Origin of the sequence: Cobetia sp. 4B, from assembly GCF_018831605.1 — a bacterium.
Taxonomy (GTDB): Bacteria; Pseudomonadota; Gammaproteobacteria; order Pseudomonadales; family Halomonadaceae; genus Cobetia; species Cobetia amphilecti.
The window spans coordinates 3,880,834-3,902,982 of record NZ_CP059843.1; the positions used below are offsets into that span (position 1 = coordinate 3,880,834).

Annotated in this window: 16 protein-coding genes and 1 pseudogene; 3 read left to right on the top strand and 14 right to left on the bottom strand. The window is 63.8% G+C overall.

Going from position 1 to position 22,149, the window contains the following annotated elements; translation table 11 throughout:
• Positions 1–179 precede the first annotated feature (179 nt).
• Positions 180–1,340, bottom strand: coding sequence for a 3-deoxy-7-phosphoheptulonate synthase (locus H2O77_RS15870; protein WP_215823520.1), 1,161 nt, complete (start codon positions 1,338–1,340; stop codon positions 180–182).
• A 727-nt stretch (positions 1,341–2,067) separates the two neighbouring features.
• Between H2O77_RS15870 and H2O77_RS15875 the strand changes: the two genes are divergently transcribed.
• Together H2O77_RS15875 and H2O77_RS15880 are read left to right on the top strand one after the other, a co-directional pair.
• Complete coding sequence (locus H2O77_RS15875) at positions 2,068–2,622, top strand: sigma-70 family RNA polymerase sigma factor (RefSeq protein WP_043332989.1); 555 nt, start codon at positions 2,068–2,070, stop codon at positions 2,620–2,622.
• Positions 2,601–3,311 carry an anti-sigma factor gene (locus tag H2O77_RS15880; RefSeq protein ID WP_107335921.1) on the top strand — a complete coding sequence of 237 codons (711 nt, stop codon included), beginning with the start codon at positions 2,601–2,603 and terminating at the stop codon, positions 3,309–3,311. The genes H2O77_RS15875 and H2O77_RS15880 overlap by 22 nt, the downstream gene beginning before the upstream one ends.
• A 179-nt stretch (positions 3,312–3,490) precedes the next feature.
• Here the strand turns inward: H2O77_RS15880 and folM are convergent, their stop codons facing one another.
• The 5 genes from folM to trxA all read right to left on the bottom strand — a co-directional run bounded on the left by folM (position 3,491) and on the right by trxA (position 8,951).
• A complete protein-coding gene (gene folM / locus H2O77_RS15885; protein WP_215823521.1) occupies positions 3,491–4,204 on the bottom strand; it encodes a dihydromonapterin reductase in 714 nt (237 codons plus the stop codon).
• Between the two features lie 53 nt (positions 4,205–4,257).
• Positions 4,258–5,052: an FAD-binding oxidoreductase gene (locus H2O77_RS15890; protein WP_043332993.1), complete on the bottom strand. Its 795-nt coding sequence runs from the start codon at positions 5,050–5,052 to the stop codon at positions 4,258–4,260.
• A gap of 86 nt (positions 5,053–5,138) precedes the next feature.
• The gene (gene ubiD / locus H2O77_RS15895; protein ID WP_175089660.1) at positions 5,139–6,608 is read right to left on the bottom strand and encodes a 4-hydroxy-3-polyprenylbenzoate decarboxylase; all 1,470 of its coding nucleotides are present in this window, start codon (positions 6,606–6,608) and stop codon (positions 5,139–5,141) included.
• A gap of 160 nt (positions 6,609–6,768) precedes the next feature.
• The gene (rho, locus tag H2O77_RS15900) at positions 6,769–8,028 is read right to left on the bottom strand and encodes a transcription termination factor Rho (RefSeq protein ID WP_043332997.1); all 1,260 of its coding nucleotides are present in this window, start codon (positions 8,026–8,028) and stop codon (positions 6,769–6,771) included.
• Positions 8,029–8,624: 596 nt separating this feature from the next.
• The gene (trxA, locus tag H2O77_RS15905; RefSeq protein WP_043332999.1) at positions 8,625–8,951 is read right to left on the bottom strand and encodes a thioredoxin; all 327 of its coding nucleotides are present in this window, start codon (positions 8,949–8,951) and stop codon (positions 8,625–8,627) included.
• Between the two features lie 481 nt (positions 8,952–9,432).
• Here trxA and ppx point away from each other — a divergent pair, with 481 nt between their 5' ends.
• Positions 9,433–10,917, top strand: a complete 1,485-nt coding sequence (gene ppx / locus H2O77_RS15910; RefSeq protein ID WP_215824645.1) for an exopolyphosphatase — start codon at positions 9,433–9,435, stop codon at positions 10,915–10,917.
• A 47-nt stretch (positions 10,918–10,964) separates the two neighbouring features.
• On the opposite strand, the gene tilS is transcribed toward ppx, so the two are convergent.
• The 8 genes and pseudogenes from tilS to lpxD all read right to left on the bottom strand — a co-directional run bounded on the left by tilS (position 10,965) and on the right by lpxD (position 22,076).
• Positions 10,965–12,491 carry a tRNA lysidine(34) synthetase TilS gene (tilS, locus tag H2O77_RS15915; RefSeq protein WP_215823522.1) on the bottom strand — a complete coding sequence of 509 codons (1,527 nt, stop codon included), beginning with the start codon at positions 12,489–12,491 and terminating at the stop codon, positions 10,965–10,967.
• A gap of 159 nt (positions 12,492–12,650) precedes the next feature.
• Positions 12,651–13,604, bottom strand: coding sequence for an acetyl-CoA carboxylase carboxyl transferase subunit alpha (gene accA / locus H2O77_RS15920; RefSeq protein WP_215823523.1), 954 nt, complete (start codon positions 13,602–13,604; stop codon positions 12,651–12,653).
• Between the two features lie 276 nt (positions 13,605–13,880).
• Positions 13,881–17,381 (bottom strand): DNA polymerase III subunit alpha, encoded by a 3,501-nt coding sequence (dnaE, locus tag H2O77_RS15925; protein WP_215823524.1) that lies wholly within the window; start codon positions 17,379–17,381, stop codon positions 13,881–13,883.
• A 356-nt stretch (positions 17,382–17,737) separates the two neighbouring features.
• A pseudogene (gene rnhB, locus H2O77_RS15930) lies at positions 17,738–18,382 on the bottom strand (ribonuclease HII); the annotation flags it as partial.
• Between the two features lie 101 nt (positions 18,383–18,483).
• Positions 18,484–19,635 carry a lipid-A-disaccharide synthase gene (gene lpxB / locus H2O77_RS15935; protein WP_054556523.1) on the bottom strand — a complete coding sequence of 384 codons (1,152 nt, stop codon included), beginning with the start codon at positions 19,633–19,635 and terminating at the stop codon, positions 18,484–18,486.
• 2 nt (positions 19,636–19,637) lie between these two features.
• Complete coding sequence (lpxA, locus tag H2O77_RS15940) at positions 19,638–20,405, bottom strand: acyl-ACP--UDP-N-acetylglucosamine O-acyltransferase (protein WP_043333008.1); 768 nt, start codon at positions 20,403–20,405, stop codon at positions 19,638–19,640.
• Positions 20,402–20,845, bottom strand: a complete 444-nt coding sequence (gene fabZ, locus H2O77_RS15945; protein WP_043333010.1) for a 3-hydroxyacyl-ACP dehydratase FabZ — start codon at positions 20,843–20,845, stop codon at positions 20,402–20,404. The genes lpxA and fabZ overlap by 4 nt, the downstream gene beginning before the upstream one ends.
• Before the next feature lie 193 nt (positions 20,846–21,038).
• Complete coding sequence (gene lpxD / locus H2O77_RS15950) at positions 21,039–22,076, bottom strand: UDP-3-O-(3-hydroxymyristoyl)glucosamine N-acyltransferase (RefSeq protein WP_215823526.1); 1,038 nt, start codon at positions 22,074–22,076, stop codon at positions 21,039–21,041.
• Positions 22,077–22,149: the final 73 nt, after the last annotated feature.

The window sequence follows — 22,149 nt, forward strand, 5'->3', positions numbered from 1 at the left end:
TGATACGCGAGCCCGATGACAATTCCGTGACGAACGGGCAACAAAGGCAAGAGACGACAGCGCCCAACGGCCTTTCGACCGTTGGGCGCTGGGGACTTCAGGACAAGCCGACAAATTCAGCAAACATCAGGCAAGCGCGACGTCATCCTCCCATCGAGGCGCGAGTCTGGCGTTTGATCTCAGGCCTCGCGCAAGCGCTCGGCGGCCAGGCTCAGCAGGTGCTCGGTGGTTTCCCAGCCAAGGCATGCATCGGTGACTGACACGCCATGACGCAGCTGGGAGAGCTTCTCCGCTGCCGGCAAGGTCTGCTTGCCTTCATTGAGGTGGCTCTCGAGCATCACGCCGATCAAGGCATCATCCCCCGCCAGGCGCTGAGAGAGCACATCCAGCATCACTTCGCTCTGGCGGCGGTGGTCCTTGCGGGAATTGGCGTGGCTGCAATCGACCATCAGGCGCGGCGTCAGGCCAGCGCCTTCCAGCTCACGTCGGCAGGCGGCCACCGAGGCGGCGTCATAGTTGGGCTGGCCATGGCCGCCGCGCAGCACCACATGGGTATGCGGGTTGCCCGCGGTCTCGATCAGCGCCGGACGCCCGCTGTCATCCATGCCGAAGTGGCGATGCCCATGCGCCGCCGCCCCGATGGCCTGCACGGCGACCTCGACGCCTCCGTCAGTGCCGTTCTTGAAGCCCACCGCACAGCCGAGGCCGGAGGCCATCTCGCGATGGATCTGCGACTCGGTGGTGCGGGCGCCGATGGCGGCCCAGCCGAGCAGGTCTTCCAGGTAGGCGGCGGTCAGCGGCTGCAGCAGCTCCGTCGCCACCGGCAGGCCCAGCTGGTTGATCTCGCGCATCAGCTCGCGTGCCTGACGCAGGCCGGTAGCCATGTCATCGCTGCCATCCAGATGCGGATCATAGGCCAGCCCCTTCCAACCCACCGTGGTGCGCGGCTTCTCGACATAGACACGCATCACCAGCTTGAGGCGATCACGCACCTGCGGCTCGATCACCGCCAGGCGCTGGGCGTACTCACGCGCGGCCTTGAGGTCATGGATGGAGCACGGCCCCACCACCACCAGCAGACGATCATCGTCGCCGGCGAGAATGGCATTGATCTCATCGCGATGCTGGCGAATCTGGCCGGCCAGGGCGGCGTCCACCGGCAGCTGCTCGCGCAATTCGCTGGCGCTGGGCAGGGCTTCACGACTGATGCGTCCGGGTGTGGTCGGTGTCTGGGCGGCATCAGAGCGGGTCACGGTGGCGTTCTCGGCAGTCAAGGGGTCAACAGTGGCGTCGGCAGTGTGCGGGTTGGCGGTCAACACGCGTTCAAGGCTGGCGTTCATGGTCTTCTCTCCTGTGATGAAGCCTTGGCTCCATCACGCAATATTCATTCTGACAGACAGGGACTTCGCGAATCGTCACCCCGGTGTTGCTCGCCCTGCCCCGCGGTGACAGCGGAAAGAGGCAGGACGCCGCTAAATCGCCAGCGCCAATAACCATGCACGACCCGAGCGGAGGCAAGAGAAAAGCGGGTAGTCAGGATAGTGGTGCGCATGGTCATTCCTCTCGTCATTCATGCTGCAATCATTGTCGGCACGTTAGGGTGACATGCCTCTCGTCATGGATTTCGCAAGGCCCGAAACGCAAGAACCCCCGGCCGTGGCTGCGACCGGGGGTTCTTCAAGGTGGTGGCAGCCCGTACGAGACAGGCGCGCCGTAACCTCAGGCGCGCCCCTGTGTAAACCAATACCAATAGCCGGCCGCACACGCCGCCGTCACGACCTGGCCCGAAGGGCAGGCAGCGACAGTGAACGGGCGGTGGCTGGTGGTCTGATTCATGGGTCGGGCCGGTATCCAGTAGTGACGATGAAAATGGTGATAGGCCTATCCTTGCACTCCAGATCGTCCTGCGCAAGCGTGAACCGGCAACAAACCGTTGCCCGCACGCATAAAGAAGGGCTATCAGCCTGAAGTGGCATCAGTATAATCTTTGGTTGTCGAGCAACATGATCGGCAACACGCATTCGTCCAGCGGTGCCTGACACCGCGCCCACAGCTTGGAATGCATGCATGCAGGATTCCCGAAATGATGCACTGATTGAGTATCTGTCGGGATGCGCCCGGCAGGATGCCAAGGCACTGGATCAGCTCTATCGAGCGACCAGTGCGCATCTATACGCTCAGTTGCTGCGTATCTTGAGACATGAGGCATCCGCGCAGGATTGTCTTCAGCAGGTCTACATCCGGGTATGGGCCGCCGCCGCCCAGTATGACGCCGGCCGCGCCCGCCCGATGACCTGGCTCGGCACCATGACCCGCAACATCGCCATCGACTGGATACGTCGACAGCGACCCAGCGAGCATGACAGCGATGAATTGATCGCCGCCATGCCGGGGCGGAGTGATATCGAGGCAGATGTCGACCTGGCCCAGCACAGTGGTGAACTCCACCAGTGCCTGGCCGAGCTGAATGACGATCAACGCCGCGCCCTGGAACTGGCCTACTTCGAAGGCCTCACCCACCAGGATCTGGCCAATCAACTGGACCAGCCCTTGGGCACCGTCAAGAGCTGGGTCCGTCGTGGACTCGAGAGGTTGAAGACATGCATGAGTCATTTGATCTGAGCGACCCGGAACTGCGCGAAGCCGCAGCGGGCGAATATGCGCTCGGCACATTGACACGCGACGAGCGCGCGGCATTCGAGTCACTGCTGGCCGTCAGCCACGACCTGCAACGTGATGTGGAGCGCTGGCGCGAGCATCTCAACGTGTTCAATGAACAGCTTCCCCCCGTCACGCCACCGGCCCATGTCTGGCAAGGCATCGCCGAGGCGACGGGCACCGCCCGTCAGCCCTGGTGGCGTCGCCTGGGCCTGTGGCAGGGCATGACCGCCACGGCGTTCAGTCTGGCGCTGGCAGTCACCCTGACCTTCAGCCTGGGGCACAACGCGGGCATGGAGAGCGACTACGTGTTCGTGGTCAACAACTCTGACAGCAGCCCCGGCTGGATCGTCAACGCCTCCCATTCGGGCGAGATGATGGTGCAGGCCGTCAGGCCCGAAGCACCGGCCCCCGGCAAGGTCTGCGAGCTGTGGCTGATGGCCAAGGATGGCAAGGAGCCGATGTCACTGGGCATCCTGCCGCACTCCGGCACCATGAAGGTCGAGGTGCCCAAGGAGTATTTGGCCGCCTTCCCCGACAGCGATCTGGTGATCACGCTGGAAAGCCCGCAGGGCGCCCCCTCCGGTAACCAGATGGGCCCGACCCTCAAGAAGGGTCAGCTGACGCCGGTCGAAGGCCGCCACATCCTGTAAGCGCTTCGCTGGTGCAGAATGTCGCAGCAATGGTCGCAACAACGGTCGCAGCAACGGTCGCAGCAACGAAAAAAAGCCCCCGCTTTTCAGCGGGGGCTTTTTTTCGTGCGGTGCTCAGGTCTCGAATGTCACGCCTCGGAAGTCGAAAGCGATGGCCGAAAGACCACTGACAGAAGCTATCAGCGCAGGTGGCGGCCACCATCCACCGGCAGGGTCGTGCCCGTGACATAGGGACTATCCAGCAGGTAGCGCAGCGCCTGCCAGATGACGCCTGGCCCGGGCACCTGCTGCATCAACGACTTGGCGCACGCACGCTCGGCATAGTCATCATCATCGCCCGGGCGCAGCATGATCAGCGCCGGCGCGATGGTGTTGACCTGTATGCGTGGCGCGAACATCGACGCGAACGACAAGGTCAGGTTCTCGAGTCCCGCCTTGCTGGCCGCGTAGGCCGCATGCTTGCGCGAACCCTTCTGGACCACGAAGTCACTCATGTGGACGATGTCCGCCTGCGTCTCGACTCCGGCTTCCAGCAGATCGCGCAGCGCCAGATTGATCAGGTACGGCGCCTGCATGTGGACACGGAACAGGTGCTCGAACAGCTCGCCCTGCCCCTCGCCGTCGCCATCCGGCGCCCAGTCGCCGGCATTGTGCACGATGGCCCGCAATGTCGGAGTCAGCTCACGAATCGCCGCGATGAAGGCCTGGATGCCTGCCTCGCTGGAGAAATCCGCCTGCACGGTGCGAATGCCCAGCGCGCGCAGGGCATCGAGCTCTTCCCGCTCGCGTCGATAACTGATGATGACCGGATGACCATCATCGATCAGTCGCTCGGCACAATAGCGCCCCAGACGCTGGGCGCCACCGGTGATCAGTATCGGGGACTGGCTCATTCACTCGACTCCTTCAGACAATGTCAGGCAGCTTCAGGCAATGTCAGGCTGCTTCAGGCGGAGACCAGCGCCGGGTCCAGCAGCGGCTCGCGTGGCGCATAGCTGAACACATCGGAGCTCAGCGCGCTGGCCTCGACACCCAATGGCGTCAGCGCATCGACACAGGCATAGACCATGCCCGGCGAGCCGGACAGATAGACGCGCTTGCCCGCCATGCTGCCCGCGTGCTTGCGCAGCGCCTCATCGATACGCCCCAGATGGCCATTGAAAGCGGCCTCGACACCGGCCGCTTCCAGCGCGCGATGGTGGGCATCACCGACTTCCGGCGCTTCTTCCAGCACCGGGAAATAACGGAAATTGGGCTGACTGGCGGCCCAGTTGAGCGCCGCGCTCTCCAGATACAGATCACGCCGCTCACGCGCCGCCCACCACAGCTCGATGGGCTGGGTCAGGCCACGTGCAAACGCCGCCTGCAGCATGGCGTGCATCTGCGAGAAGCCGGTGCCGGCACAGATCAGCACGATGGGGCTGGGGTCGTCGAGGTCCAGCACGCACTCGCCACTGGGCAGACGCAGCTCAAGTTGATTGGCCGCGACCAGCAGGCTGCGCAGACGCGCGGAATTGCTGCGTTCCGGCCAATGCTGGATATGCAGCTCGAGCACGCCATCATCACTGGCGGCATTGGCGATGGAGAACGGTACCCAGGTGGTGTCATCGAGCTTCATCTCGAGATACTGGCCCGGCGCGTGCGCCAGGGCCTCGGGACGTGCGGCGAAGCGCACACGAAACACGTCCGGGGTCAGATCTTCCACACTCTCGACATGACAGGTCAGGGTCCGCGCCGTCATCGTATCCTCTTGTTATCTGATGCCTGCCGTCAGCGCGCCGCGCAACGACAGGGTAAATGCATGGGTGTTGATGATCAGTCGCGGAATCAGTCCAGAATGCCCAGACTGTCCCAGCGTTCATCGACACGGGATGTGATCTCTTCGCTCATCACGATGGGCTCGCCCCACTCGCGGTCCGTCTCGCCGGGCCACTTGTTGGTCGCGTCCATGCCCATCTTGGAGCCAAGACCCGCCGTTGGCGAGGCGAAGTCCAGATAATCGATCGGCGTATTGTCGACCAGAACGGTATCACGGCTCGGGTCCATGCGCGTGGTGATGGCCCAGATGACATCTTCCCACTTGCGGGCATCGACATCATCATCCAGCACGATCACGAACTTGGTGTACATGAACTGACGCAGGAAGCTCCAGACCCCCATCATCACGCGCTTGGCGTGGCCGGGGTACTGCTTCTTCATCGTCACCACCGCCATGCGGTAGGAGCAGCCTTCCGGCGGCAGATAGAAGTCGACGATCTCCGGGAACTGCTTGCGCAGAATCGGCACGAAGACTTCATTGAGCGCCAGGCCGAGAATCGCCGGCTCATCCGGCGGACGCCCGGTATAGGTGGAGTGATAGATCGGGTCGCGCCGATGGGTGATGCGCTCGATGGTGAAGACGGGGAAAGTCTCCACCTCGTTGTAATAGCCGGTGTGATCGCCGTAGGGGCCTTCCGGCGCCACATCATCCGGATACAGATAGCCTTCCAGGATGATCTCGGCGCTGGCCGGGACTTCGAGATCCGACAGGCCGCATTTGACCAGCTCGGTGCGCGAGCCGCGCAGCAGACCGGCAAAGGCATACTCGGAGAGTGAATCCGGTACCGGCGTGACAGCGCCGAGGATGGTGGCCGGATCAGCACCCAGGGCCACCGCGACCGGGAAGGGCTCGCCCGGGTGGGCTTTCTGCCACTCGCGGAAGTCCAGTGCGCCGCCACGGTGTGCCAGCCAGCGCATGATCAGGCGATTCTTGCCGAGCTTCTGCTGACGATAGATGCCGAGGTTCTGGCGCTCCTTGTGCGGACCACGGGTGATCACCAGCGGCCAGGTCACCAGCGGCGCGGCATCCCCGGGCCAGCAGTGCTGGATCGGAATCATGTCGAGATCGACATCCTCCCCTTCCAGCACGATCTCCTGACAGGGCGCACGCTTGACCTTCTTCGGCCCCATGCTCATCACCTGCTTGAAGATCGGCAGCTTGTCCCAGGCATCCCGGAAGCCCTTGGGCGGCTCCGGCTCCTTGAGGAAGGCCAGCAGCTCGCCGACTTCGCGCAAGGCCTCAACGGACTCCTGGCCCATGCCCAGCGCCACGCGCCGCGGCGTACCGAACAGATTGCCCAGCACCGGCATGCTGTGGCCCTTGACGTTCTCGAACAGCAACGCCGGACCACCCGCCTTCAGGGTGCGATCGCAGATCTCGGTCATCTCCAGATAGGGGTCCACCTCGGCACGAATGCGCTTGAGTTCGCCCTTCTCTTCCAGCGCCGCGATGAAATCGCGTAAGTCTCGATACTGCATGGGAGTTTCCGCTCGGCTTGATCAAGTCCCGAGCATACCATTGCCAGCCGGCACTCGGCAGGTCAGCAACGCAAGACGCCCACTTCCCGGGCGGGAAGTGGGCGTCCTGGCAAGCACCTGTCGAGAGCATGGCCAGCCAACCGGCTGGGCCAAGTGTCGATCAGCGGCGCTTCATGGCCTCGAAGAACTCGAGATTGGTCTTGGTATCTTTCAGGCGATCGATCAGGAACTCGGTGGCTGCCACATCTTCCATCGGGTTGAGCAGCTTGCGCAGGATCCACATGCGCTGCATTTCATCCTCGGACGCGATCAGGTCTTCACGACGCGTGCCGGAGCGACGGATGTTGAGGGCCGGGAAGACGCGACGCTCGGCCAGCTTGCGGTCGAGGTGAGCTTCCATGTTACCGGTGCCCTTGAATTCCTCGAAGATGACTTCGTCCATCTTGGAACCGGTATCGACCAGCGCCGTGGCGAGGATGGTCAGGCTGCCGCCTTCTTCGATGTTACGCGCGGCACCGAAGAAGCGCTTCGGCTTCTCGAGCGCGTGAGCGTCGACACCACCGGTCAGCACCTTGCCGGAAGACGGCACCACGGTGTTGTAGGCACGCGCCAGACGGGTCACGGAATCGAGCAGGATGACGACATCCTTCTTGTGCTCGACCAGACGCTTGGCCTTCTCGATCACCATCTCGGCGACCTGGACGTGCCGGGCCGGCGGCTCATCGAAGGTGGAGGCCACGACTTCGCCACGCACGGTGCGCGACATCTCGGTAACTTCCTCGGGACGCTCATCGATCAGCAGCACGATGAGGTGACATTCGGGGTTGTTGCGCGTGATGGAGGCGGCGATGTTCTGCAGCATCATCGTCTTGCCCGCCTTGGGCGGCGAGACGATCAGGCCACGCTGGCCCTTGCCGATCGGTGCGGTCAGATCAAGGATGCGCGAGGTGATGTCTTCGGTGGAACCGTTGCCGATTTCCATCAGCAGGCGCGACTGCGGGAACAGCGGCGTCAGGTTCTCGAACAGGATCTTGTGCTTGGCATTCTCGGGGCGGTCAAAGTTGATCTGATTGACCTTGAGCAGCGCGAAGTAACGCTCCCCTTCCTTCGGCGGACGAATCTTGCCGGAGATGGTGTCGCCCTTGCGCAGATTGAAGCGACGGATCTGGGACGGTGAAACGTAGATGTCATCAGGGCCCGCGAGGTAGGAAGAGTCTGCACTGCGAAGGAAGCCGAAGCCGTCCTGCAGGATTTCCAGAACGCCGTCGCCGTAGATGTCCTCACCGCTTTTCGCGTGCTTCTTGAGGATGGCGAAGATGATGTCCTGCTTGCGCGAACGTGCCAGATTATCGATGCCCATCGTCTGGGCAAGTTCCAGCAGTTCGGGGACAGTATTTTGCTTGAGTTGGGTAAGATTCATCGGCTTTGTTTGAACGTGGCTCAGGTCAGCAGGGCTGATAGATAAGAAGGGAATCGAGAAGACGGGCAGAAGGCAAGGACCGGCACTGCAAAGGTGCAGACAGAACTCGACAGCATTCCCGGAGGCAAGCGCCTGAGCTGGATGAAGACAGGTGCCAAAAGTTCAGGAAAGATCACTCACCACGGCCGAACAACGAATTCAGCAACGGAGTGTCGAGCTACGGATGTCCAGCGACGACGGACCGGTCGAAGGGACACGGAGCGTCATGCTTCCTGACAGAAAAGTCTTCTCGATATGGAATCTAGCGGTATGAATCGCCTGGTGGCTGGCCGGCGTGTCGCGGGCAGCATTACCAGAGGGCTGGCTGACAACTGGGGGACCGTGGGACGGTCGACATGACGCAATCAGAGAGCGTGTAATCAGGCGAACGCCTCGATGGTAGTCAAGCCGGCCCCTGAACGCAAGCCCCGGCGGCCTAGTGGCGCACCCGGCGCTGCCTGAAGCGCTCACCACCGGCCAGCCAGTGCTGCGATAGCCGCCGCTGACATGACGCTTTCACTGGCGTCTCAAGGCACCCGACGGCGGCAAGGCCCGATTCACAGATTGGCATCCAGAAAGGCTGCCAGCTGCGCGCGCGGCATGGCGCCCACCTTGCTGGCTTCGACATTGCCGCCCACAAACAGCATCAATGTCGGCACACCGCGCACGCCGAAGCGGGCGGCAAGCTCGGGAGCTTCATCGACATCGACCTTGACGATCTTGAGCTGCCCTTCGTATTCCTCGGCCAGGGATTCCAGCGTCGGTGCCACGCTCTTGCACGGCCCGCACCAGGAAGCCCAGAAATCCACCAGCACCGGATGCTCGCTCTCCAGCACCACGGATTCGAAGTCCCTTTCTGCAATCGGTACCACACGTTCGCTCATCGCGACGTTATCTCCCAGACCCGGTTGGTCTTGCTGATTGTGCTGCGTGATGGCTTGCGACTCATTGAGCGTGATGATGACCCGCGACTTCGTCGTTCTGTCATATCACGCCGCTAGAATAGCATGCCCCATGCGCTGAATGTGCCGCCAGCCCCTCGTGGTGATGGCGCCGTGTGTGCCACCGGTTTGACACCTCTGGCCAGTCGCCGCAATCTTGCGAGAGTCGCCGCCGCGACCTGCTGCCAGCGTCATCTTCCCGCAGCAGGCTCGCGCCCGGTGACCGCCCACGCTCACGACAACTTCATTGCGCCATGGTCGCTACGCAAGGAAGCCGTCGCAGGAGTTGGCGTGAAGGAGGCAGTGCATGATGCCTGCCATGAATGACCCGCCGTAAAGGACTCCGCCCTTGAGTGAATCAGCACCCTCCCAGCACCCGCAACCCGCCGCCTCTGATGAAGGCAGCGCCGGCAATGAGGCCCCGCTGCTGAAGCTGGCCGCCATCGATCTGGGTTCCAACAGCTTCCACCTGTTGTTGGCCAACCACCAGGCGGGGCAATTGCAGGTCGTGGCCAAGCAGGGTGAGAAGGTCCAGCTGGCGGCAGGGCTGGACGAAGACGGCATGCTCAGCGAAGAAGCCATGGAGCGCGCCCTCAACTGCCTCGCCCAGTTCGCGCCCTTCATCGATGGCATCGAGGCCGACCATCTGCGGGTCGTGGGCACCAACGCCCTGCGCGCCGCGCATAACAGTGAAGAACTGATCGAGCGTGCCGAGGCTCTGCTGGGGCATCCCATCGAGATCATCGCCGGGCGCGAAGAAGCCCGCCTGATCTATCTGGGCGCGGCGCATGCACTGGCCGATGTGCACGGCAAGCGCCTGATCGTCGATATCGGCGGCGGTTCCACCGAGTTCATCATCGGTGAGCAATTCGAGCCCCAGCTGCTGGAAAGCCTGCACATGGGCTGCGTCGCCTATACCAAGGCCTTCTTCCAGGACGGCGAGATCAGCGAGAAGCGCATGCGCCGCGCCGAGCTGGCCGCACGCTCGGAACTGGCCAGCATCCAGCGCACCTATCGCGAGATGGGCTGGGATGACCCGGTCGGCTCCTCGGGCACCATCAAGGCCGCCGCCAACGTGCTGGAAGCGCACGGCTGGGCCCCGCATGGCGTGGTCACACGTGAAGGGCTTCACAAGCTGCGCGCGGCGCTATTGGAGTTCAAGCGTCTCGACAAGGTCAGCCTGCCGGGCCTGAAGAGCGATCGCGCCACCGTCTTCCCGGCGGGCATCGCCATCCTGTGCGGCGTCTTCGAGGCACTGGGACTGGAGCAGATGCGCTACTCCGACGGCGCGCTGCGTGAAGGCGTGCTGTTCGATCTGATCGGGCGCAACACGCCGGAGGATTCACGTCTGTCGGCCATCGAGTCGCTGCAGCGTCGTTACGGCATCGATACCCGCCACGCCAGCAATGTGCGCGACACCGCCCTGCAGCTGTTCGATCAGGTCGCCGGCGACTGGGCGTTGGGGGCGACGTCACGTCAGCTGCTGAGTTGGGCCGCTGACCTCCACGAAGTCGGCCAGGCGATTTCCCACAGCCAGTTCCATCGCCATGGCGCCTACCTGCTCGAGCATTCCGACCTGCTCGGCTTCTCGCGTCCGGAACAGCGCGCGCTGGCCTTCCTGGTCCGCGCCCACCGTCGCAAGTTTCCCAAGAACGAACTGGCGGCGCTGCCGGAGCCGCAGCAACCGCGTCTGGCGCGTCTGGCACGCTTGCTGCGCATGGCGGTGATGCTTAACCATTCACGCTCGGAAGCACCGGTGCTCGGCATGCACCTCAGCGCCGAAGGCGACGACCTGACGCTCAATCTGACCGAGGAATATCGCGATCACAGCCTGATCAACGATGACCTCAGCCAGGAAAGCGAGCTGCAGAAAGCCGCCGGCATGACGCTGACACTGGCCGATGCCTGAGCGAGCACTGCGCAAGACATCGGCGAGACCGCCCGCTGGCCTCACTGCTATGTGAGTGCGGCCAGTAGCCACCAGCCCCGCGAGGGATGCCACAGCCCCGCGACAGTCCCGTCGTGCATGCGTGCCACACGCAACTGGTCACGCTGCCACGGCGGGATGTCGGCCTCCTGCAGCAAACGCTTGATATCGCGCCGCCCCCGCCCTGCCACTCGCAGTACATCTCCCGGCTGACGCGATGTGAAGGCAACATGCTGCTCATCCCTTCCCAGCGCCCGCCATGCCTTGCGCGCCTCAGCATCCCACTCAGAGGGTGGCGTCTCTCCGGGTTGGCGACCACTTCTCGCGTAGCCGGTATCGCCTTGTCGATGACACACACCCTGCTCAATAACGGTATCTGACACCTGCCACCACAGCTGGCCGCGCCACGCGCGCACGCTGACGGTGTATTCGGCGTTGGCCCAGCACACCTTGGCCACCGAGTCGGGCGGCGTGGCGATCAACTGCTGCAGGCTCATCAAGCGCCCCCGCGGCGGCACCGGCCAGCCACGCGACTGGCATAGATGGCGCAGGACCAACCGCTGACGTGACTCACTCAAGCCTGCCAGCTCCGCCAGTGACAGCTGCGTCTCTTGCGCCCGCCCCTGATCCAGGCCCTGAATAAGTCTCTGATTCAGACCCTGCCCCTGCTCCTGTCCTTGTCTCTGAGCCAGGCGCTCCGCGCCTGACACCTGAACCTTCGCCAACAGCTCGGCCGCCAGCTCATCAAGCAAGGACTGCTCTTCCTGCAACTGCTGCGCCGAACGCGCCAGGCTGGCCACGGCCTGCGGCCAGCGCGCCTGCAGCAGCGGCACGACACTGTGGCGCAGGTAGTTGCGATCAAACTGCTGATCGACATTGCTGGGGTCTTCGCACCAGTCGCGCCCGGCCAGCAAGCCCTGCTGGCTCGCCAATGTCTGGATTTCATGGCGCGGGATGCCCAACAGCGGCCGGAGTAGTCGTGCCCGCCCATGGGCGGGCTGGCCTCGCCCGGGGAACGCCTCGCCCACGGCCAGCGCCCGCTCAGGCGGCATGGCCGCCAGCCCGCGCCCGCCACTGCCACGCAGCGCGTTGAGCAACAGCGTCTCGGCCTGATCATCCTGATGCTGCGCCAGCCACAGGCTATCCCCCGCCGCCAGACAGGCGCTCAGTGCCGCCAGCCGCCCTTCGCGCGCTGCCGCCTCCAGTCCTCGCGACTTGAGTGCTGTCTCCGCCAGCGCCAGATGACGCACGCTAAGCGGTAGACCGAGGCGCGAGGCCAGCCTGCGCGCCAGCTGCTCGAAATCATCGTTGGCCGCCTGCAGGCCGTGATGCACATGCACCAGCCGCAGTCGACGTGGGCAGTCCTTGACCGCGCGTGCCGCCAGCCGCGCCAGCATCACCGAATCCAGCCCGCCCGAGAGCGCGATCCACACCGTGCGCCTGGCATCGCTTGCCTCGAGCGCCTCGCGCACGGCAACGAGTGCGCGCGACTCCGCCATCTCGCTCAGCGGTTGAGCACGCAGGCACAGCGAATCCAGTGAGGGGGACAGAGACATGTCGGGCTCCTGTCGCGAAGCGGATGAAGGAAGTGGAGGAGAAAAGGAAGTGGAGGAGAAAACGCCGGCCCTGAACGCAAGAACGCCCCCGGAAGAATCCGGAGGCGTCCTGGTCACGCGGGCATGAGCCGATCGCGCATCACGCGAGAGGCACCGGGATCATGCCGGGGCGCCGTAGCTCATCAGGCGCTGGTAACGACGCTTCAGCAGGGCATCGGTATCCAGGGCGCCAAGACGCTCCAGACCTTCGCCCAGCGCGGCCTTGATGCTGTCGGCAGCGGACTGCGGGTTGCGGTGCGCGCCACCCAGCGGCTCCTTGATCAGGTTGTCGACGAAGCCCAGCTCCTTGAGGCGCGAGGCAGTGATGCCCATCGCATCAGCGGCATCGGCGGCACGCTCGGCGCTCTTCCACAGGATGGAGGCGCAACCTTCCGGCGAGATCACCGAGTAGGTGGAGTACTGCAGCATGTTCAGCTCGTCACACACGCCGATGGCCAGTGCGCCGCCGGAACCACCCTCACCGATGACGGTGGAGATGATCGGCGTCTTGAGGCGAGACATCACCGCCAGGTTGTAGGCGATGGCCTCGGACTGACCGCGCTCCTCGGCACCGATGCCCGGATAGGCTCCCGGAGTGTCGATGAAGGTCAGGATCGGCATCTTGAAACGCTCGGCCATTTCCATCAGACGGCAGGCCTTGCGGTAGCCTTCCGGACGCGGCATGCCGAAGTTGCGACGCACCTTTTCCTTCACGTCGCGGCCTTTCTGGTGACCGATCACCATCACCGGCTTGTCGTCGAGACGCGCGATACCGCCGACCAGCGCCTCGTCGTCCGCGTAGTGACGGTCGCCGTGCAGCTCATCGAAGTCCGTGAACAGATTCTCGAGGTAATCGAGGGTATACGGGCGCTGCGGGTGACGTGCCAGCTGAGATACCTGCCAGGCGCCGAGGTCCTTGAAGATGGACTCGGTGAGCTTGGTGCTCTTTTCCTGCAGGCGAGCGATCTCGTCAGACAGGTTGACCTGGGAGTCGTTACCGACCAGACGGAGTTCCTCGATCTTGGCCTGCAGCTCGGCGATCGGCTGTTCAAAGTCCAGATAATTGGGATTCATAAGGCGTTTCGTTCGTCGTCTCGGGCAGCCAGGAAAGCGAGTCGGCCGGGTCACTCCCCCTGAGCACACGCTCAGGCGATCTGTGGCTCGCGGCGGTCACAGTCGGCATGGAATTGGGTACGGAAAAGATGGACAGGCATTATCGCACCCTGTTCGACAGGTGCAAACCTTGCCCGCCTGTTAGGCGTGGATTAACTCTGCGCCCACGCCGCTCATCTCGGTGCTGCGCCTGCCCCACCGCTTGGCGAGACAGGCACCATCCTGCGGGCCAGCACCTCAGTCACGGTACTTGAGGCGCACACCGCGCTGGCCTTCCACCTCACCCAGCTGGATCAACAACTCATCACTGGGCGCAACGCGCCATTGCTCGCCCAGCTCCAGCCAGGCCTCCGCCGCGGCGTTGCGATAACGCAGGCGCATCGGCAGGCCTTCGCTGGCCAGATGCGGCGTCAGCAAGGTGGTCAGCTGCTGGGTGAAGCGACCGCCGATATCCTCGGCGGCGATACTCATCTCGACCGCCTCACCGAAGCGCGCCCGCGCATCGATGATCGGCGTGACGTCCTTGCCGCGCAGACGCAGGCCACCGGAGTAGTCATCCTGGCTGACCTCGCCCTCGACGATCACCACGCTGTCAGGCACCAGCTTGTTGCGCACCTGATCGTAGAGCTCACCGAACATCGAGGCCTCGATGCGCCCGGTGCGGTCATCCAGGGTCACGAAGGCCATGGTGTCGCCCCGCTTGGACTTCATGGTGCGCATGGCGATCACCAGCCCGGCGATGCGCTGCGGCTCACGCGACGGCTTGAGGTCACTGATGCGTGCATTGATGAAGCGCTTGAGCTCACCCTCGTATTCATCGATGGGGTGGCCGGTCAGATAGAGCCCCAGCGTGTCCTTCTCGCCGGTGAGGCGCTCCTTGTCGGTCCACTCGCGCGCCTTGCGATAGCCGGCGTAGACATCGGTTTCCGGCTCGCTGAAGGCATCGCCGAACATGTCGGTAATGCCGACATCGTTGTTGGCGTGATTCTGGGAGGCGGCCTTGAGCGCATCCTCCACCGCCAGCATCAGCACCGCACGCGACGGGCCGATGTTGTCCAGCGCGCCGGAGCGGATCAGCGCTTCCAGGGTGCGCTTGTTGATCTTCTTGGCGTCGATGCGCTTGCAGAAATCGAAGATGTCGCTGAACGGGCCACCCTCGGCGCGCGCGCTGACGATGGCATCGATCGGGCCCTCGCCGACGCCACGGATGGCGCCCAGGCCGTAGACGACGCGCCCTTCCAGGTCGACGGTGAACTTGTAGCCGCCGATGTTCACATCTGGCGGCGTGACCGTGAGGCCGATATGGCGGCACTCCTCGATCAGCGGCACCACCTTCTCGATGGTCTGCATCTCGGTCGAGATCACCGCGGCCATGAACGGCCCCGGATAGTGCGCCTTCAGCCAGCCGGTCTGGTAGGAGACGAGGCCATAGGCCGCCGAGTGCGACTTGTTGAAGCCGTAACCGGCGAATTTCTCCACCAGGTCGAAGATGTTGCCGGCGAGGTCCTTGTCGATGCCCTTGCCCGCACACCCTTCCATGAAGCCGGCGCGCTGCTTGGCCATCTCTTCCGGCTTCTTCTTGCCCATCGCGCGGCGCAGCATGTCGGCCTGACCCAGCGTATAGCCGGCCAGCACCTGCGCGATCTGCATGACCTGCTCCTGGTACAGGATGATGCCGTAGGTCGGCTCCAGTACCGGCTTGAGCAGCTCATGCTGGTAATCCGGGTGTGGATAAGACACTTCGGAACGGCCGTGCTTGCGGTTGATGAAGTCATCCACCATGCCGGACTGCAGCGGACCGGGACGGAACAGGGCCACCAGGGCGATCATGTCTTCCAGGCAGTCGGGCTTGAGCTTCTTGATCAGCTCCTTCATGCCGCGGGATTCCAGCTGGAAGACGGCCGTCGTCTCCGCCTTCTGCAGCATGTCGAAGGTCTTGGCGTCATCCAGCGGGATGTCATCGATATCTAGCGGCGCCAGCCCTTCCCGCTCACGGATCTTGTCGACCATCTCGGTCGCCCAGTCGATGATGGTCAGGGTGCGCAGACCCAGGAAGTCGAACTTGACCAGCCCGGCCTCCTCGACGTCGTTCTTGTCGAACTGGACCACCAGACCGCTGCCGTCTTCATCACACAGCAGCGGCGCGAAGTCGGTCAGCTTGGTCGGCGCGATCACCACGCCGCCGGCGTGCTTGCCGGTGCCGCGCGTGGTGCCCTCGAGCTTGAGCGCCATCTCCCAGATTTCCTGGGCTTCCTCGTCGTTGTCGATGAAATCCTTGAGCTGCGGCTCCTGCTCGATGGCCTTCTCGAGCGTGATGCCGACCTCGAAGGGAATCAGCTTGGAGAGCTTGTCACCCAGCGAGTAAGGCTTGCCCTGGGCACGCGCCACGTCACGCACCACGGCCTTGGCGGCCATGGTGCCGAAGGTGACGATCTGCGAGACCGCGTTGCGCCCATAGCGCTCGGCCACGTAATCGATCACGCGGTCACGCTTCTCCATGCAGAAATCGACGTCAAAGTCGGGCATGGAGACACGTTCCGGGTTCAGGAAGCGCTCGAACAGCAGGTCATATTCCAGCGGGTCCAGATCGGTGATCTTCTGGGCGTAGGCCACCAGCGAGCCGGCACCGGAACCACGCCCCGGGCCGACCGGCACGCCGTTGTCCTTGCCCCACTGGATGAAGTCCATGACGATCAGGAAGTAACCGGGGAAGCCCATCTGCAGGATGATGTCGAGCTCGAAGTCCAGCCGCGTGCGGTAGCGCTGCTCGATCTCGGCCCAGGCCTCGCTGTCGCGCGGATGCCTGGCGTGCGGATACAGCTTGTCGAGGCGCTCCGTCAGGCCATCATGCGAGACCTTGCGGAAGAACTGGTCCATCGTCATGCCTTCCGGCACCGGGAACTCGGGCAGGAAGTAGGTGCCCAGCTGCACGGTCACCGAGCAGCGCGCCGCGATCAGCACGCTGTTCTCGAGCGCTTCGGGAATGTCGGAGAACAGCTCGCTCATCTCCTCGGCGCTCTTCAGGTACTGCTCATCGCTGTAGCGGGTCTCGCGCCGCGGGTCATCCAGCGCCTTGCCTTCGCCGATGGAGACGCGCGTCTCGTGGGCCCAGTAGTCCTCGCGCTTGAGGAAGCGCACATCATTGGTGGCGACCACCGGCGTATCGGTGGCCTCGGCCAGCGCCACCGACAGGTGCAGGCACTCTTCCTCGTACTGACGCTGAGTGCGGGTCAGCTCCAGATAGAAGCGATCCCCGAACACCGCCTTCCACTCACCGAGCAGTGCCCGGGCGCTGTCTTCGTGGTCCGACAGCAGATGACGGCCGATCTCGCCTTCACGACCACCGGACAGCACGATCAGGCCCTCGGCCTGCTCGAAGATCCACTGTTTCTCGAGGTAGGCGCGGTCCTGCTTCTGGCCATCGGTCCAGCCGCGCGAGATCAGCTCGGTGAGGTTGCGATAGCCGGTGTCGTTCATCGCCAGCAGCGTGAGGCGATACGGGCGCGTGGCATCCTGGGGATTGATCAGCCACATGTCGGCACCGATGATCGGCTTGATGCCGGCAGCGCGCGCATTGGAATAGAACTTGACCAGCCCGAACAGGTTGGCCTCGTCAGTCACCGCGACAGCCGGCTGGCCCGCCGCGGCGGTCGCCTTGATCAGCGGCTTGACGCCGGGCAGACCATCGACGAGGGAGAACTCGGTGTGAACGCGCAGGTGAACAAAGGGCGTGGTCATGGAATCGGCTCGTGAAGTCGGCGTGACGGTGAAGGATTCGGTTGCGGCGGGTGCTGTCGTCGCTGCGGGTGCCGGCGGCGGCTGCGAGGCTGAAGGCTCGGGCTCGGGCTTCAAGGATAGCCTGTCAGCGCCATCGTCTGAAGGCATGGCATCTGAAGGCGCAGCATCCGCCCGGGCAGGCTCGACTGACGGGGATGCCGTGGTCTCACTGGCATCAGTCAGACCACGGCTGGCGGCTTTTTTGCCGTGGGCTGCTGGCTCGCCTCGCTCGGCTCTGGCGTCGCTGCCTGCGGGGCCGGAAGCGCGATCAGCGCGTCTGGCGGCACGGCCTGTGGCACGTGCCCCGACATGAACAGCCGCTTGACCGGTCCGAAGCTCTTGCGATGAAGGGTGAGGATGCCATGTTCCTCGATGGCGGCCTGATGCTCGCGGGTCGGGTAGCCCTTGTGGCGCGCGAAGCCATAGGCGGGGAAGTGTGAATCCAGCGCCGCCATCTGGGCGTCGCGATGCACCTTGGCCAGAATCGAGGCCGCGCCGATGGCAGCGTGGCGCAGGTCGCCCTTCACCACCGCCATGCCGGGAATCTCGTGTCCCGGCAGGCGGTTGCCATCCACCAGCAGGTATTCCGGGCGCACGCCCAGTGCATCGATGGCGCGACGCATGGCCAGGTGCGTGGCCTGATAGATGTTCAGCTCATCGATCTCGTCGCTGGTGGCCTCGGCGATCGCCCACGCCCAGGCACGGGCCCGAATCTGCTCGTAGAGGGCCAGACGCTTCTTCTCGCTGAGCTTCTTGGAGTCCGTGATGCCCTCGATGGGGTCATTCGGGTCCAGAATCACCGCTGCCGCCACCACCGGGCCGACCAGCGGCCCACGCCCGACCTCGTCGATACCGGCCAGCAACTGCCCCTGATAGGGAATCACCAGCGGCGGAAAATCATCGGCGGGTTTACGCTTGCGCGCAGAAGGCGTAGTGGCGTGGCTGTCGGCAGAGTCGGTCATGATATCTCGAGGCGTAAGACAACAGGCAGAGCGCCAATGCGATCTGCCTGTCGAGGTGATTCAATCAAGGGTAGCGCAATGTCTGGCGGCGACACGCGGGATCAGCGTCCGGCCAGTTCACCGATGGCGATGGCGGCCGCGGCGCTGGCATCACAGGTCAGTTCACGATGCATGGCGGTGAAGCGCTCACGCAGTTCTCGTTGGCGGGCGACGTCACCGGCGGCACGCGACAGCAATGGCGCAAGGCTTTCCTCGATGGACTCCGGCGTGGCGGCGTCCTGGATCAGCTCCGGCACCAGCGTCTCGCGGGCGATCAGATTGGGCAGGGAAATCCACTCGGTCTTGACCATATGCCGCGCGATGCGATGTGTCATCGGCGCCATGCGATAGGCCACCACCATCGGGCGATGACAGAGCAGACATTCGAGCGCCGCCGTGCCGGAAGCCAGCAGTACGGCATCGGCAGCGGTCATCGCTTCACGCGATTGGCCATCCACCAGATGGATGCGGCTGCGATCCAGGCCTTCACGCTCCGCCATCAGGGACTCGAGCTCGGTGCGCCGCAGCGGCGTGGCCGCCGGGATCACCACCTCAAGGCCGGGATAACGCTGACAGAGACGCTCGATGGCGGCCAGGAAGGTCTCGCCGAGAAAGCGGATCTCGTTGGCGCGGGAGCCCGGCAATACCGCCAGCAGCTGCACTTCCGGGTCGATCCCCAACTGCCCACGGGCAGCAGCGCGATCATCCTCGAGCGGCAACTCATCGGCCAGCGGATGGCCGACGAAGGTCACCGGCACCTGATGCTCACGATAGAAGGCGGCCTCGAAGGGCAGGAAGGTCAGCATGCGATCGACGGCACGGCGAATGGTCTTCACGCGCCCCTGACGCCAGGCCCACACGGAGGGACTGACGTAGTGCGCGGTGGTGATGCCGCGTTTGCGCAGGCGCAGCTCGAGCCCCAGATTGAAGTCCGGGGCATCGATACCGATCATCACGTCGGGCTGCCACTCAAGGGCATCGCGCAACAGATGGCGACGCACCTTGATCAGCGCCGGCAGATGCTTGAGCACCTCGACCAGCCCCATCACCGACAGGGTTTCCAGCGGATAGAGGCTGTCGAAGCCCTCGGCCTGCATGCGCGGGCCGCCGATGCCACGGAACTCGACATCGGGATAGCGCGCCTTGAGCGCGCGCATCAGGCTGGCACCGAGGATGTCACCGGAGAGCTCCCCGGCTACCAGGTAGATGCGCATGCTCAGCGAGTCAGGCCGCGAGTGGACGCCTTGAGCGAGGCGATGAAGACATCGCGCTCGGCCAGCGGCGGCTCGGCTTCCAGCTGCTCGAGGGCCTGGGCCAGCGTCAGACCCTGACGGAAGACCGTCTTGTAGGCCGTGTTCAGCGCGGAGATGGTCTCGCGACTGAAGCCACGACGCTTGAGGCCGACGCTGTTGAGACCATGCGCTTCCGCCGGATGGCCATTGACCATCACGAAGGCCGCGATGTCCTTGGTGATGATGGAGCCACCACCCGCCATGGCATGTTCGCCGATATGGCAGAACTGATGCACCGCCGACAGGCCACCCAGGATGACGTGGTTGCCGAGATGGACATGACCACCCAGCGTCGCCTGATTGGCCATGATGCAGTCGTCACCGATGATGCAGTCATGGCCGACATGCGAGTAGGCCATGAACAGGTTGCGACTGCCGATACGCGTGAGGCTGGCATCCTGGACGGTGCCGCGATGCAGGGTCACGCCCTCGCGGATGACGTTGTCATCCCCGATTTCCAGGCGCGTCGGCTCACCGGCGTACTTCTTGTCCTGACAGTCCTCGCCCACTGACGCGAACTGGAAGATACGGTTGCGCTCACCGATGACGGTGGTGCCCTTGATGACGACATGCGGCCCCACCACCGTGCCAGCGCCGATCTCGACATCAGCCCCGATCACGCAGAACGGGCCGACCTCGACATCATCGGCCAGGCGGGCGCCGGGATCGACAATGGCAGTAGGATGTATCAAGCGACCTTCCTCTCGGCACAGATGATTTCGGCCTCGCAGACCAGATCGCCGTCGACCTTGGCCTGACAGGCGAATTTCCAGATGCCACGCTTCTCGCGCAGCACGCGGGCGCTGATCTCGAGCTGGTCACCCGGCATCACCGGGCGCTTGAAGCGCACATTGTCGCTTCCGACGAGATAATAGATGTAGCCATCGGCGGGACGTTTGTCGACGGTCTTGAAGCCGAGAATACCCGCCGCCTGAGCCATGGCTTCCACGATCAGAACGCCCGGCATGATCGGGTGCTCCGGGAAGTGACCATTGAAGAACGGCTCATTGATGCTGACGTTCTTGCGCGCGACGATGAACTCGCCAAGGGTCAGGTCCATGACACGATCGATCAGCAGGAAAGGATAGCGGTGCGGGAGATACTCACGGATCTCGTTGACGTCCATAACCATTGGCTTGCAACCTCTGAAATAACGAAATGCCTGCCGCTCGCGGGCAGGCATGTAATGACGGTCCGGACCGCCGTTCGGGCAATGGCGCGCATTATAGCGTCCTTGCGCGTGGCTGGCAGCCGCTCATTGCCCGACAGTGCGCCAAGCAGGTGCGAGACTCTGCTCTGGACAGGTACTACCCGGGCTTGCAGTACTACTTGTCCTTCAAACTCTTCTCGACCTGATTCAAGCGTCGCGCCAACTGATCCAACTGCTTGAAACGTACAGCATTTCTGCGCCACAGGCCGTTGTCCATCGCGCCAGTACCGGAGGAATAGACGCCCGGCTTGGTGATGGAGTTGGTCACCAGACTCATGCCGGTCACCTGCACGCCATCGGCGATCTCCAGGTGGCCCGCCAGACCCACACCGCCGCCCATCAGACAGTAGCGACCGACCTTGGTGGAGCCGGCGATGCCGACACAGCCCGCCAGCGCCGAGTGGTCACCGATCTGCACGTTGTGCGCGATCTGGACCTGGGAGTCGATCTTGACGTCATTGCCGATGATGGTGTCGCCGAGCGCGCCACGATCGATGCTGGTGCAGCTGCCGACTTCGACATCATCGCCGATCAGCACGCCGCCGAGCTGGGCGATCTTGTGCCAGCCCTTGCCATCGTGGGCAAAGCCGAAGCCATCGGCGCCGATCACGCAGCTGCTGTGGAGTACCGCACGCGCCCCGATCACCACGCCATGATAGAGCGTGACATTGGGGTGCAGCAGACAGCCCTCGCCCAGCACGCTGTCAGCCCCGATCACGCAACCGGCGTGAATGCGCGTGTTGTCGCCGATGCTGACACCCGGACCGATCACGACCTGCGGGCCGACCTCGACACTGGCCCCCAGGGTTGCGGTCTCGTCGATGACGGCACTGGCATGCACGCTCGCCTGAGGCTCGACCGCCAGCGGATCGAACAGACGCGACAGCTCAGCGTAGGCCAGATACGGATTGTCCAGCACGAGGGCATTGCCCTTGCACTCTTCAAGATGGCTTTCATGCAGCAGCACGGCAGTCGCGGCGGTTTCCCCGAGATACTTGAGGTAGGCGCGATTGGCGAGGAAGGCGATATCGCCGGGCTCAGCATCGACCAGCGTCGACAGGCCGGTGACCCGGACAGCCGGGTCACCGACGAGACGAGCGCCCAGCCGCTGAGCCAGATCCTCGAGAGTGTAAGAGAATTGTCGCTTTTTCATTCTGTCTCTGGGCGCTGAGCGCCTCTGGCTCGCATTCGCGTTGGCATGCTCGGATGCAACACATCCCGCACGC